The 13,973-nt window shown below is 42.6% G+C and carries 13 protein-coding genes and 1 tRNA gene; 8 read left to right on the top strand and 6 right to left on the bottom strand.

The features are described from left to right. Positions 1 to 26 precede the first annotated feature (26 nt). Entirely contained in the window at positions 27 to 1,322 is a 1,296-nt protein-coding gene (locus D1164_RS18185) for a class II aldolase/adducin family protein (protein WP_119351330.1), read from the bottom strand. A gap of 413 nt (positions 1,323 to 1,735) precedes the next feature. On the opposite strand from D1164_RS18185, the gene D1164_RS18180 reads away from it, so the two are divergent. From D1164_RS18180 to D1164_RS18150, 7 genes are all read left to right on the top strand, one after another. Next, positions 1,736 to 2,548, top strand: a complete 813-nt coding sequence (locus D1164_RS18180) for a mechanosensitive ion channel family protein (protein WP_119351329.1) — start codon at positions 1,736 to 1,738, stop codon at positions 2,546 to 2,548. A 399-nt stretch (positions 2,549 to 2,947) separates the two neighbouring features. Continuing rightward, on the top strand, positions 2,948 to 4,102 hold the full coding sequence (locus D1164_RS18175; protein WP_172594524.1) for a Gfo/Idh/MocA family protein: 1,155 nt from the start codon (positions 2,948 to 2,950) through the stop codon (positions 4,100 to 4,102). Between the two features lie 10 nt (positions 4,103 to 4,112). After that, entirely contained in the window at positions 4,113 to 5,111 is a 999-nt protein-coding gene (locus tag D1164_RS18170) for a sugar phosphate isomerase/epimerase family protein (RefSeq protein ID WP_119351327.1), read from the top strand. A 3-nt stretch (positions 5,112 to 5,114) separates the two neighbouring features. Next, the gene (locus D1164_RS18165; RefSeq protein WP_119351326.1) at positions 5,115 to 6,428 is read left to right on the top strand and encodes a Gfo/Idh/MocA family protein; all 1,314 of its coding nucleotides are present in this window, start codon (positions 5,115 to 5,117) and stop codon (positions 6,426 to 6,428) included. 138 nt (positions 6,429 to 6,566) lie between these two features. Further along, entirely contained in the window at positions 6,567 to 7,679 is a 1,113-nt protein-coding gene (locus D1164_RS18160; protein WP_172594523.1) for an acyltransferase family protein, read from the top strand. A gap of 103 nt (positions 7,680 to 7,782) precedes the next feature. Next, complete coding sequence (locus D1164_RS18155; protein ID WP_119351324.1) at positions 7,783 to 8,586, top strand: glycogen/starch synthase; 804 nt, start codon at positions 7,783 to 7,785, stop codon at positions 8,584 to 8,586. A 131-nt stretch (positions 8,587 to 8,717) separates the two neighbouring features. Further along, positions 8,718 to 10,082 (top strand): DUF4270 domain-containing protein, encoded by a 1,365-nt coding sequence (locus D1164_RS18150; protein ID WP_147372223.1) that lies wholly within the window; start codon positions 8,718 to 8,720, stop codon positions 10,080 to 10,082. Between the two features lie 12 nt (positions 10,083 to 10,094). Here the strand turns inward: D1164_RS18150 and D1164_RS18145 are convergent, their stop codons facing one another. The 5 genes from D1164_RS18145 to D1164_RS18125 form a co-directional block, all read right to left on the bottom strand. Then, positions 10,095 to 11,033 carry a DUF4252 domain-containing protein gene (locus D1164_RS18145; protein ID WP_119351322.1) on the bottom strand — a complete coding sequence of 313 codons (939 nt, stop codon included), beginning with the start codon at positions 11,031 to 11,033 and terminating at the stop codon, positions 10,095 to 10,097. A 10-nt stretch (positions 11,034 to 11,043) separates the two neighbouring features. Beyond that, on the bottom strand, positions 11,044 to 11,478 hold the full coding sequence (locus D1164_RS18140) for a hypothetical protein (protein ID WP_119351321.1): 435 nt from the start codon (positions 11,476 to 11,478) through the stop codon (positions 11,044 to 11,046). After that, on the bottom strand, positions 11,453 to 11,692 hold the full coding sequence (locus D1164_RS18135; protein WP_172594522.1) for an RNA polymerase sigma factor: 240 nt from the start codon (positions 11,690 to 11,692) through the stop codon (positions 11,453 to 11,455). The genes D1164_RS18140 and D1164_RS18135 overlap by 26 nt, the downstream gene beginning before the upstream one ends. A 1-nt stretch (position 11,693) precedes the next feature. Next, the gene (locus D1164_RS18130) at positions 11,694 to 11,975 is read right to left on the bottom strand and encodes an RNA polymerase sigma factor (protein ID WP_119351319.1); all 282 of its coding nucleotides are present in this window, start codon (positions 11,973 to 11,975) and stop codon (positions 11,694 to 11,696) included. A gap of 430 nt (positions 11,976 to 12,405) precedes the next feature. Continuing rightward, positions 12,406 to 13,167, bottom strand: a complete 762-nt coding sequence (locus D1164_RS18125; protein ID WP_147372222.1) for a hypothetical protein — start codon at positions 13,165 to 13,167, stop codon at positions 12,406 to 12,408. Between the two features lie 265 nt (positions 13,168 to 13,432). On the opposite strand from D1164_RS18125, the gene D1164_RS18120 reads away from it, so the two are divergent. Then, positions 13,433 to 13,516 (top strand) — tRNA-Leu (locus tag D1164_RS18120). The last annotated feature ends 457 nt before the right edge of the window (positions 13,517 to 13,973 follow it).

Raw genomic sequence — 13,973 nt, 5'->3', positions numbered from 1 at the left:
TTGCAGCTATTAGCAACTATCTTTTTTTATCTCAAAAATTTCTTCCGCAATGCTTCCACCTGGTTTTCGTTGATAGGAACCAGTTTCCCGAGTGAAGCTCCCATTGTAAGTGACTTGGCGCTGAATTCAGCCACTTCGAGGCGATCGAATGTTCCCAGTAATTTATCGCCCGTTACTAAAATCGAATCATTGTTAATGATAACTGCCGGAGTGTCTTCTGAAAGCAAATTCAGGATGGTTTCCTCGCCGGCAAAATGCGAACCGAACGGCACATTCGGCACATCCTGAAGGAAAATCCAGCTTTCGGGAATGGTGCGGACATCCAGTTTTTCGTGTGCGACGCTGTAAGCCATTAAATAAGGAGTTTGGGTAAGAATGATGGAGTTGATGTTCGGATTGCGTTTGTAAATTTCCTGGTGCAGCCAGGTAGCCCGGCTTGGCAGTTTTCCGGGTTCGCGCTTTCCGTCTTTTATTTGTACAATATCTTCGTTTTGAATGTTCCAGCGCGCCACATCGGTGGGGGTAATCAGGAAGTCGTTACCCCGCCAGCGTACCGAAACCGTTCCGTAAGAGCTAATCATCAAACCTTGCTCACAGGCGCGGTGCACAATGCGTTTAATTTCTTCGCGTATGGTTCGTTCGTCGGAAGGATGTTCCACTGTGTTCATTTCCGGCAATAACCGCGGAATCTGGTTTTCAAATTCTTCAATCTGTTCATCCGAAAGGTAATGCGGTGTGCCAATAGTATTTCCGTAAACGATGGTCCGGCCACAAAATTCCAGTGTTTCAAACCGTTGAAACGCATCACGCAAGTCGCTTCCTCCCACCACTGTTCCGTGATTTTCCATGATTACTGCATTAAAACCTTTAGTAAACTCGCGGGCAATTACTGCCCCCAACTCGTCGCTACCCGGCAATTCGTAGGCGGCATAACCAATGTCTCCGCAAACATATTTGGCCTGTGGAATAATGTTGGTATCCGGGATTTGGCGTACAATACTGAATGATACCAGTGCCGGTGGATGGGCATGCACAACTGCTTTTATATCGGGACGCGCCTCGTAAATTGCTTTGTGGAAAGGATACTCAGATGATGGTTTGTGCCGTCCCTCAATGGTTCCGTCTTTTCGCACAATCACAATATCAGACGCCCGGAGAGAACCTTTGTCAATAGCGGAAGGGGTAACCCACATGTCGCCATTTTCATCGATAATGGAAACATTTCCACCCGACGTGGTGGTAAGTCCGCTTCGGTATATTTTATCAATAATCATGGTGATTTGGTCGCGGGGATGCATGAGGCTGGTATCCAGTTTTTTCATTTTTCATTTTTTAGTTTTCAATGGCTGAAATTACGAAAGAATGCGGAAAGAAATCACGTGTTTATTCACATTAGTGGAAAATTAATGGTGCGATGAGGTTTTCATAATAATAATTTTAGATTTTTTAGAGGATTGGGATAAAGGTATTGATTTGTTGTGTATTGCTTTTTTGCCTCAGGATTGTAAGCAGCATTGTTTATAGCCTGAGTTTTCAAATCAAACATTGAATGGAATCAATAGTTTTTCAAAGTAATTGTTCCGCAGATGGCATAATATGAATGTCATATTTGTACACAGGAGTTAATTCATTCTCACTGCTGTGGCTATTTCTGCTGAACTTTGATGGTTTTATTATTTGGAAATCTCTTTAATAAAATCGTATCTTTATGTATTAAATTAATATTTTTCTAAATATGGAATCAATTGATACTCTTTGGCAAAAAGTTTATGATGTGGTATTTACATTAGGACCACGGCTTGTAGGAGCAATCATCACACTTATTATTGGTTGGTGGATAATAAAAATCATTCAAAAAAGTATCCGGAGAAGTTTTGAAAAAAGAGAGATGGAGCCCTCCCTGCGTGGCTTTCTGAATAGTATGATTGGAATCCTGCTTAAAACCCTTCTCCTGATTAGTGTTGTGGGCATGTTGGGGGTTCAGATGACCTCGTTTATTGCCATTCTTGGTGCGGCTGGTCTGGCGGTGGGTATGGCGCTTTCGGGTACCCTGCAGAATTTTGCCGGGGGGGTTATTATTTTGTTGTTCAAGCCTTTTAAAGCGGGCGACTACATTGAAGCCCAGGGGCATTCAGGTTCGGTAAATGAAATCCAGATTTTCAATACCATTTTGAAAACTCCTGATAACAAAACAATTATTATCCCCAATGGTGGCCTTTCCACCGGTTCCATGATCAACTACTCCACAGAACCCCGCCGCAGGGTCGATTTTGTTTTCGGGATTGGTTATGGTGATGACGTGGACAAAGCAAAAACCGTGTTGAAGAAACTAATTGATGGAGACGATCGGATTTTAAAGGATCCCGAGCCTTTTATTGCTGTGAGCGCGTTGGCTGACAGCTCGGTAAACCTGGTTGTGCGGGTATGGGCAGAAGCCGCAAATTACTGGGGCATCTATTTCGATATGCACGAAAAGGTTTATAAAACGTTCGATAAGGAAGGACTTAATATTCCATTCCCACAAATGGATGTTCATGTGCATAAATAAGGAGTTGTTTTTGGAAAGACTTCCTGTTTTGCACTAAAACAAATAGTAGCAGGTATTTTTATTACCTGGTAACATGTGGACCCAATCAGATAACAGTCGGAGCAATTCCGTCGTTTTCTGATTGGGTTTTACTTTAGGTGCTACCTGCTATGGCAAACGAATGATTCCTGAAAGAGTAAATCCAAATTTTATTGTTCTTTTTTATTCTATTTTTTCGAATAAACATTGTTTCAACAAGATACACATTAAATTCAATACCAATTCAGGCTGATTGGTTTTGTTACAAAAAGGTTTGTCGAATACATTCCTGCTGCAGTTTCTTTCCCGGGTTTTGTTTCCTTCCAAAAGAGTTGCTAATTTTAGGGGCATTTTTTCTAAATCAACATAAACAGAATAATTATGAATAGAAAACTCAGAATGGGGATGGTTGGAGGCGGAACCGATGCTTTTATCGGCGCCATTCACCGCCTTGCAGCTTTTATGGATAACCAGATTGAGATGGTGTGTGGCTGCTTCAGCGTAAATCCCGAAATTTCCAGGTCATCCGGGAAATTGTACTATCTGCCTGAAAATCGTGTGTACGAAACTTATCAGGAGATGTTTGAGAAAGAGGCGCAACTGCCGGAAGGCGAGCGGATGGATTTTGTCTCAATAGTTACGCCCAACTTTGTGCATTTCGACCCGGCGATGATGGCGCTGGAAAATGGCTTTCACGTAGTTATTGACAAGCCGATTACTTTTACGCTTGACGAGGCACTGAAGCTGAAAGAAAAACTGGACGAAACCGGTTTGACGTTGGCGCTGACACACACTTATTCGGGCTACCCGGCCGTAAAACATGCCAAACAAATGATAGCCAATGGTGAACTGGGCAAGGTTCGCAAAGTGTTTGTGGAGTATCCGCAAGGATGGCTGTCGGCAAAAGTGGAAGATCAGGGTAATGCCCAGGCATCGTGGCGTACCGACCCAAAGAAATCAGGGAAAGCCGGCTGTATGGGCGATATTGGAACACACGCCCACCATTTGGCCGAGTATGTTACGGGTCTTCGGGTTACCGAATTGTGTGCCGAATTAAACATATTAGTGCCCAACCGTATGCTTGACGATGACGGCGCTGCTCTCCTGCGGTTTGAGAACGGAGCCAGAGGTGTTTTGATGGCGACCCAGATTGCCGCCGGTGAAGAAAATGGAATTAAAATTAGGGTTTACGGTGAAAAAGGCGGATTGGAATGGTATCAGCAAGAACCCAATTCGCTTATTGTTAAATGGCTTGACAAACCGACCCAGATTTTGCGTGTGGGAACCAGCATGAATAGTGCCATTGCTGCGCACAATACCCGTACGCCCGGAGGTCATCCGGAAGGGTACCTCGAAGCATTTGCCAACATCTATCGAAATTTTGCCATGACCGTAATGGCAAAAATGGATGGTAAAGAACCTACTCCCGAAATGTTGGACTTCCCTGGCATAGAGGACGGCATTCGCGGTATGCAGTTTATTGACACTGTAGTAAAAGCCGGTTACGACGACAGTATAAAATGGGTAACACTTTAAATTAGTTAGTATGTCCAGGCCAGTAACATTATTTACCGGGCAATGGGCCGATTTACCCATTGAAAAGATGTGCCGGAAAGCCAAAGGATTTGGTTATGACGGCCTTGAACTTTGTACCTGGGGAGACCATCTCGAAATTGACAAAGCCGATCAGGCTTATTGCGACGAAAGAAAGACGCTTCTGGAAAAATATGAATTGAATCTGTATGCTATTTCCACCCACCTTGTGGGGCAGTGCGTTTCCGATGAGTACATTGACGAACGCCACAAGGGTATCCTTCCCGATTATATCTGGGGCGACGGAGACCCGGAGGGGGTAAGGCAGCGGGCGGCTGAGGAAGTGATTAAAACAGCCAAAGTGGCTAAAATGATGGGGCTTGACACCGTGAATGGCTTTACGGGAAGTCCTGTCTGGCATATGCTCTACTCATTTCCGCCTATTCCTGCCGGAATGATTGAAAAAGGGTACGAGAAGTTTGCCGAACAGTGGATTCCTATTTTAGATGAATTTCAGAAAATTGGCGTGAAATTCGCTTTGGAGGCCCACCCAACTGAAATAGCTTTTGATATTCACTCGGCCCATCTTACGTTGGAAGCATTAAATAATCACCCGGCTTTTGGGTTTAACTTCGATCCCAGTCATTTTGGGTATCAGCATGTGGACTATGTGCGGTTTATTTATGAATTTGCAGACCGCATTTTTCATGTGCATATGAAGGATGCATACTGGAGTGATGTGCCAAAAGGCATTGGTGTTTTTGGCGGCCATTCCGAGTTCGGCGACAACCGCCGTTACTGGAATTTCCGTAGCCTGGGCCGTGGGAAAGTGAATTTTGAAAATATTATCCGGGCGCTCAACGATATCGGGTATAACGGACCTCTTTCAGTGGAATGGGAAGACAGTGGTATGAACCGCGAAGCCGGTGCTGCCGAAGCCTGCCAGTTTGTAAAGAATGTCGATTTCGAGCCATCTGATGTGGCGTTTGACGATGCCATGCAAAAGGAATAATAAATGGCAAACAGAAGAAGTTTTATCAAGAATACTACGCTGGCAACTGCCGGGGTGGGGTTGGCTGCTTCAATGCCCATGGCCATGAATTCTTGTGCCGGGGCCAACGAAAAGCTGGTATGCGGATTAATTGGCGCTAAAGGGATGGGATTTGCCGACCTGAAAGCCTTCTTGGGACAGTCGAATACCGAGTGTGCGGCAATTTGTGATGTGGATGAAAATGTACTGAACCAGCGTATTGCCGACACAGAAAAAATACAGGGTTATAAGCCCAAAGGATTTAAGGATTTCCGGAAACTTTTGGAAGAACCAGGCATTGATGTAATTATCATTGGTACACCCGACCATTGGCATTGCCTGCCGTTTGTTTATGCGGCCCAGGAGGGGAAACATATTTATTGTGAAAAGCCGCTGGCCAATTATATTGAGGAAATCAATATCATGGAACGCGCTGCTGAACGTTACGGTAATGTAGTTCAGGTAGGGCAATGGCAACGTAGTGACAAGCACTGGCAGGATGCTGTTGAATTTGTTCATTCGGGCAAACTGGGGAAAATCCGGGCTGTTCGTACCTGGTCGTACCAGGGCTGGATGAAGTCCGTACCGGTTGTTCCTGATAGCGATCCACCACCCGGAGTGGACTACGATTTTTGGTTAGGGCCTGCTCCTGCAAAGCCTTTCAATCGAAACCGGTTTCACTTCACCTTCCGATGGTTTTGGGACTATGCCGGCGGTTTAATGACTGACTGGGGTGTACATATTATTGACTACGGCCTTTTTGGGATGAATGCCAAAGCGCCCAAATCGGTAATGGCAATGGGCGGGAAATTTGCCTATCCGGATGATGCTGCCGAAACACCGGATACCATGCAGGCACTTTATGAATTTGACGACTACACTTTGTTGTGGGATCACGGCCTCGGTATTGATGGTGGTTATTACGGTCGTTCTCATGGATTGGGATTTGTTGGAAACAACGGTACGCTTGTCGTGGATCGAAACGGTTGGGAAGTAATTCCGGAGGGCGGCAAAGATCCGAAAATGGAACGCGTTGATTTAAAAGAAGGTGATGGACAGGGACTGAATAACCACATGAAAAATTTCATTGAATGTATTCACGATCGTGATAAATCGCCTAACACCAATATCGGTATTGCAGCCAACACCGCGCGGGTGTGCCACTTGGGCAACATCGCTTTAAAAACAGGGCGCCGGTTGTACTGGGATGCTGACAACCGTAAATTTATTGGCGACGAAGATGCCAACAACTATCTGGTTCCCACATACCGTGCTCCTTGGGAATTGCCAAAAATATAGCAAAGACAAGTCATACTGTCACCTCGGGTGATGGTATGGCTTTTAGTTTTTTTGTTGTATTCTCCAATATGGTTTCTTCTGCTTTTGGGTTTACCGTCATAAAAGAATCTCTCTGAAATGATTGAAAAAAAGGTATCTATGAATATCCCAGCCCGAATTTTTTATATCGATAACCTTCGCATTTTTCTGATTAGTTTGGTGGTACTACATCACCTGAGTATTACTTACGGCGCCCCCGGAGATTGGTATTACAACGAATCGAAGGCCGGATTTCCCGAAATACTGCCGCTGGCAATGTTTGTTGCAACAAACCAGTCGTTTTTTATGGGAATGTTCTTTTTTGTTTCTGCATTTTTTATTTTGCCCTCGCTAAATAGAAAGGGTACCGGCAGGTTTATCAGGGAACGGTTGTTGCGGCTGGGAGTTCCTCTGCTGTTTTTTTACTTTGTCTTAGCCCCTCTCACAGCTTTTATCCGTAGCCGTTTTATCAGCGGAGATCCGGTTTCCTTAACCGACTACTGGATAAATCAGCACGGGGTAGGATTTGGACCCCTGTGGTTTGTGGAGGCCCTGCTTATTTTCACCCTGATTTTTTTGTTAATAAAACCATTCAAAATAAAAATCATAGCTCCATTTCCCGGTACGACCAGAATTCTGCTCACCATTTTTCTTGTTGGGTTACTACAGTTTATTATTCGTATCTGGTTGCCTGTGGGCTGGAGTATGCCGTTTACCAGTTTTCAGTTCCCGTTTTTTGTTCAATACATTTTGCTTTTTGCATTGGGAATTGTGGCGTATCAGAATAACTGGCTCGCTTCCGTTTCTTTTCTGAAAGGGAAAAACTGGTTTATTTTTGCACAGGTTTTAATTTTTGTCGGGTTTCCATTGCTATTCGTCTTCGGGGGAAAAGGAGAAAGAGGGATTGATGCGTTCATGGGTGGTTTTTCCTGGCAAAACTTTGCCTATGCCCTTTGGGAACAATTAACGGGGTTTTCTTTGATCATCGGGCTGTCAGGATTATTCCAAAAATATTTCAATAGCCAAAATAAAGTGACCGGGTACTTATCGGGTAGTGCTTACGGAGTGTTCGTTTTTCATGCCCCAATATTGGTAGGCATTAGCGCCATTTTTGTTTCGTGGCAGGCTTTCCCGGTGATCAAGTTGGTTGCACTGGCGCCGGTTGCGTTGGTTTTGTGCTTTTTGATTGCCGGGCTGGTGAAAAAGATTCCGATGGCAGGGAAGGTGTTTTAGTTTCGTCCAGGGCATTTCCCGTTTCCCCGAAAATGACTAAAATTGAATTTTCGCGATATTTTTCTTACCTTTGCACTCTGTTATAAACCGCGCTTACAGGTCAATGGAAAAGAAAAAGATCCTTTATATTTCGCAGGAAATCACCCCATATTTACCCGAAAGTGAAATGTCGGAAATTGCTCGTTACCTCCCGCAGGGAGTGCAGGAGAAAGGGAGAGAAATACGTACTTTTATGCCTCGTTACGGCTGTGTGAACGAGCGAAGAAACCAATTGCACGAAGTGATTAGATTGTCCGGCATGAACCTGGTCATTGATGATACCGATCACCCCCTGATTATTAAAGTGGCCTCCATTCAGGCTGCTCGCATGCAGGTTTATTTTATCGACAATGAAGATTATTTCCACCGGAAACAGGTTGTTGCCAGTTCAAAAGGGGAAGAGTTTGCAGACAACGATGAGCGGGCCCTGTTTTTTGCAAGGGGAGTCCTGGAAACGGTTATCAAGTTGCGATGGGCGCCTGATTTAATTCATTGCCATGGCTGGATGACGTCGCTGGTTCCGTTGTTCATTAAAAAGTATTATTACAACGATCCGCTTTTCAGGGATTCGAAAGTAGTTTATTCCGTTTACAACGACGACTTCAAAAAGACATTAAACCCGGAATTGAAAAAGAAGGTGCTCCTCGACGGCATGGTGCCGGAAGATGTTACCCTGCTTGAAAATCCCGATTATGTAAATGTGAGTAAGTTGGCAGTCAACTATTCCGATGCCGTGATTCAGGGTACGGAAAATATCAACCCCGATGTGAAAAAATACATTTTGGAAACCGGAAAGTCATTCCTCCAATATCAGCCGAAAGAGACGTATATAGATGCCTATGACTCTTTTTATGAAAAAGTGTGGTAGTTGTTAAAAGATCAAATTTTTTTGTAAAAAGATCAAATTTGCAATCAATAGCTCTACTCCCTCGTTGTTTTTTTATACGTTTGTGATATTTTTCAAAATTCAGGAAAACAATAAATTAAAACAAGGATTCAGTGAAACGCAAAATAACTTTTAGATACCATCTTCCCACTGTGATAGTTACACTTCTGGCCCTGCTTAATGCCTGCAACGATCCCAATAATTTGGGGATGGAGTTGTTGCCATCAACGGATTTAATCGAAGTGAAAAATCTGGTGGAAAAAAGCAGCATCTTGGCATATACCTTTCAGGAAGAGGGAATTCGTACCGACGAGGCTTCCAGGAGCCTTCTGGGAAGTATGAACGATACGCTTTTTGGGAAAACAGACATTGATTTTGCCACGCAATTCAGACTGCAAAGTTTCCCCGACTACGGAACGAATCCCGTTGCTGATTCGGTAAAACTATACTTGTATTACCGATTTATTTACGGTGATACCGTCACTCCACAAACCTTCAGGGTATATGAATTGGAAGAGTCCCTGATTGCCGATACATCCAGTACACAGGGCGGAGCCTCTGATTATCCCTATTTTCAGGATGTGGATTTAAAATCAATGGCGTCCTCTCAGATGATCGGCGAAATACAATACACTCCGAAAATTGAACTGGATTCTGCCTCGCAGGATACTCTTTATCAGCTTATTGTTATTCCACTCGATATTTCGCTGGGAGAAAAGCTGGTGTATGCCGATTCGTTACAAATGGTGAACAATGATGTTTTCCTGGAATATTTTAAAGGATTGTATATTGAAGCTGAAAAACAATCAGAAAAGGGTTCCATTCTTTCATTGGAGACAGTCTCCAGTAGTAGTTTTCAAGGGTCTGCGCTGGTGGTTTTTTACGACAATGATGAAAATCAGGCGAAAGAGAAACCTGATACCATGCTATATCCTTATTTGATAACGCAATTCAGTGCCCGTGTAAACTCTATCAAACACGATTATACCGGTACTCCGTTTGAAGCCAACCTGAATTCGGAATTGGAAGAGGATTCGTTGCTTTACGTGCAGTCTACCGGCGGGCTTGAATCAAAAATATTCATTGAAAGCCTTTCCTCCTGGAGAGATTCGACTCGGATGGGCATTAACAAGGCGGAACTGATTTTCCAGATTGACACCATTGCTTCCGACTTAGATAAATACCCGCCTCCGTCACGACTGCTTTTTACCTATGTGGGTGAGGATGGTATTGAATACTTACCCGCTGATAACTCATTCCATCCAAGCTTTTACGGAGGGTATTTAAGAACCGATGATTATACGTACAGGTTCAATATTACCCAACACCTGCAGGAAATCATCGACAACAATGTTGAGAATTTAGGGTTTTATCTAACCACGGTCAATAAAAACAGTGAGGCGAACCGGGTGGTGTTGAAAGGATCCGGAAGTAAGACCGGAATCCGCTTGGTAATTACATACTCTGAGTTTTTGTAGAAAAGGGCGGGATTATTTTTTCGTTTTTATTTCTATCGTTGTGTAGCCATTTTCTTTATCGCTTTTGGTTACCTCAATTCGTTCAATTTTGTCTGTATGTAGGATTTCTTTTACGGCATCAGTATCTGTTTTTTTTCCATTCAGAATGTAAACAGTACTGTCTCCGGGGTAATTAAGGAAGATGGGTTGTCGTCTGTATTTCTCGGCCATTTCACGGTATCTTTCCGCCATTTGCATCTGTTTTTCAGTCATTTTCTGGGCCTGTTCCTCTATTCTGCGGCGCTGCTCTTCTGTCATCAATCTTTGGCGTTCCACTAATTCCCGCTGGCGTTCGGCCATTTCCTCAATCCGTTCGGGAGAAAGACCGGAATGGAGCATATTTCCGTAATAGGATGTCCCTCCGTTATTTATTTTGTACAGGTTTTCCAGCCCCCTGAGATTAAGTTCCCGGCTCAGTTCCGATACGGTTGAGAGGTCGATATCTCCCCGTAGTTCTACCAGGTTGGTCGATACAGAAGAGTTGGTTAGCAGGGCCAGCGATTCTATTTTATCCTGGTTTTTTTTCAGAAAAACCTTTACATCCTCACCCATCTGCTTCTCGGTTTTGAACAGCGAAAAGCCGCTCTTTTTGTAATAATCCAAAATTGTTTTATGAACCATTTTTGTATCGTCATTCTCTTTTTCACCGTTCGCTATGCCTGTCTCCATTGGGAGATGACTCTGGGACAAGACCAGAATATTGTCAAGGTTTTTCAGCGCTTTATGTACCGGAGAGGCTTCATCAATATTTTTCTTTTTTAGGTACAAATCGAACATATCATTTGAAATCTGGCTGGCGCTGAAGCCGTCCTTGTCGGAAAATTTTTCTGTCAACTCTTCAAACAGGCCGGTTTGCGCCCTTCCGGCAACGGCAATTACTGCTATTAATAGAATAAAAAATATCCGTTTCATTGCTATTCTTTTAATTGATTATTATTTCTACTTCGTCGTCTACCCATAAAACCAGCATCTCCCTTTCTTTTTCAGGCTGAATGCTTTCTGAAACCTGTTGGAGTGCCTGTTCCATCAGTGAAAATTTATTTTCCAGTTGTTGGTTTCTGGCTATCTTATTCCCGATAAAAATGCCCATTATGATCAGAATGGAAGCTGCCACCGAAGTGAGTTTGTAAGCCCAAAGCCGGCGATTTTTTTTCTTTTGCAGGTGTGCCTGAAATCCTTCAAAAACGGATTCTTCCAGCCCATTGGGGACAAAACCTGCCTCGCGGTAATATCCAAAAATGTCTTTCTCCGCAGAAATGGTTTCTCCGGAAAGGATTTCTGTTTTCAGCTGTTCTTCCTCTTTTACAGAAGTTTCTCCTTTGTAGTATTTATCAAGCAAATTGTTTTTTGTCTTCATAATCGTAAATTTTTTTTACTTCCTCTTTCACCTTTTGCCGAGCCCGCGATAGAATCACCCTGAGGTTTGGAATTTCCATGCCGGTTATTTCCTTCATTTCTTCGAAAGAAAAACCGTCGATGTCGCGCAACCGGATCACCGCCCGGTACTTTTCAGGCAACCTTCCAATCGCTTTTCTTACGTGTTCGTATTTCTCCTTAACATCCGGATGCAACTCATCTGCTTCGACCGTTAAAAAAAAGGAGTTCTCCGTTTTCGCTGAACCTGGCAGTACGCTTTTTCTTTAGCAGATCGAAACAATAATTTCTGGCCACGGTAAAAATATAAGCCTTCTGGTTTTGACACTTCTTAAGTTCATGTCTTTTGTTCCAAAGTTTTACTATCAAATCCTGCAAGGCGTCCCTTGTTTCCTCCTCCTCTCTGAGAATCCTTTTCAGCATTGGGTATAGTTTCCGCGAAAATGGTAACACACTATTTTTAAATTCCTGTTCGGTCATTTGAATACAGGGACGATTATCTTTCAAATTTATAACAGGGAAATGAAAAAATTAAACGAAAAAGATTGGAAAATTTTAGGGGGTGGGAGGGAGTTGCATGGTTTTATTGACTGCGTTGATTCAATTTCTTCTGCCGATAAAGTTAACTGCTTTTATTTCCGGTGAGAAACTAATAGGAAGGAGCAAATGCATTCAATGTTTTATGGAAATCTGAGGGGAGTGTTTGCAGCACTACCGTAGGCTCTTAAAAGGTGCTTTGAGTTTCGAATTTATTTTCTGGTATACTACTTTCAGGTGTGGGACTTGGTTTTATATAAGGTAGCCAGTTGCTTGACTCCGAATTTGGAGCTTGTTGCATCTGGCTACTCTTTTTTATAATCTACAGGATGATTATTATTTCGTCTTTTGTCTGGTTTGTGTTGTTTTGTCTTTAATCGTCGTCGTCGTCATCATCATCGTCTTTGTGATGATATTTGCATTGAAGATCATCATCAACCAGTTTTTCTGTAATTGACTGGTACAAATTTTTGTTGCTTTCTGCCGAAATAAGGATTACGCCGTCGGTAAGTGCGGCATTGTCCATTTGTTCAGGAGATATTCCTGCCATTAATTCGTCAAGATATAACTGTATGGTGCTGATAATATCCATATTACTTTCGGAAACCTCAACGCTTTCTTTTTCCGTATCGAATTCTATATCAGTATAAATTTCCAGTGCTACCGGTATATTTTCACCCTCTCCATTTGTGTAAATCCCGCTCATGTAAAAAACGGGAGAAGATGTGGCATCCCTTTTTAATCCCTCTATTTTTAATTCGATTTCATCATAAAATCCGGGCTGCAGTATAAAATTCCCGAAGATTGTAGTCGAATCAAGCAAATCAATCAACTGCGGGCCATTCCATTTATATTCAATTTCAATGGAATCGTGATGCGTAACCAGGCTTTTTAATTCGGCCTCCAATTTTACTTTTGAAACAACCATTTGAACGGTATCCCAGGTTAAGTAGGGGGAGTCGATAACAGCTGATTTGGTGTTGTTTTTTATGACTGGTAAAGAATAGCTTTTATTCAAAGCGAGTAACTTTACGCCCAATGTAGAAGAATCGGAATTTGCTAAATCCTCCTTCTGACAGGCAGCAAATCCTAATGTACATACCACTAGAATGACTGAGAGTGCTTTTTTATTCATTGTAATTATTTTTTTAATCATATATAGAATACGTTCGAATTCACAAAATAGTATAATACCGTTAAGTATTTTTTTGTTGACTTAAAATGAGAAGATATAGGGTCGCTGATTTTCAGTTTTTTACCAATATGGGAGGTTATAAGTACTGTAAAGGTTTCTTCTCAGCTGAACTTTGCTCTTAATAAATAAAGAATTGTCATTGCTATAATTTTGCCAATTCCGGTGAATTAGTTAGTTTTGCACACCATTTTTCCGCAAGGGAAAAGCCCGGGTGGCGGAATTGGTAGACGCGCTGGATTCAAAATCCAGTTCTGGCAACAGAGTGCGGGTTCGATTCCCGCCCCGGGTACAAGGTGAAAACCAAATTAATGATAGGCGCTTAAAGTGTTAACTTTAAGCGCTTTTTTTGTGCGACTCTGCTGGGAGAAAAAGACAGGAAAAGGGGGGTCACTTTGAAAATCCGGTGGAGTAAAAAAGTAATCACGCTTAACCTTCAATATTCATTTAACTTTTTTTCTACCTTAAAATTCTCCCAAAACTAACTTTGAAGGTGTGATCAGATCTCCCGCAACAATGTGAGTTCAATGCAAGAAACTTTACCTGCAAAACCCTATTCATAACAACAGACTGGTTATCCACTTGTTTGGGGCTTTGCCCCAATCCCCACTTCATTTTTCTCCTATTATATAACTAATTCGCACATCGCTATAAATCAATATGTTATTACGCTACTTTTTTTAGCTTTTCCAGTTGTTTTTCTAAATTTTTTATACGTTTTTCTCTCCACTTAACCTGGTCACTTAACG

Source organism: Mariniphaga sediminis (genome assembly GCF_003573545.1).
Classification (GTDB): domain Bacteria; phylum Bacteroidota; class Bacteroidia; order Bacteroidales; family Prolixibacteraceae; genus Mariniphaga; species Mariniphaga sediminis.
Note: the sequence above shows the minus strand (reverse complement) of the source record. Positions and strands in the feature narration are given on the sequence as shown.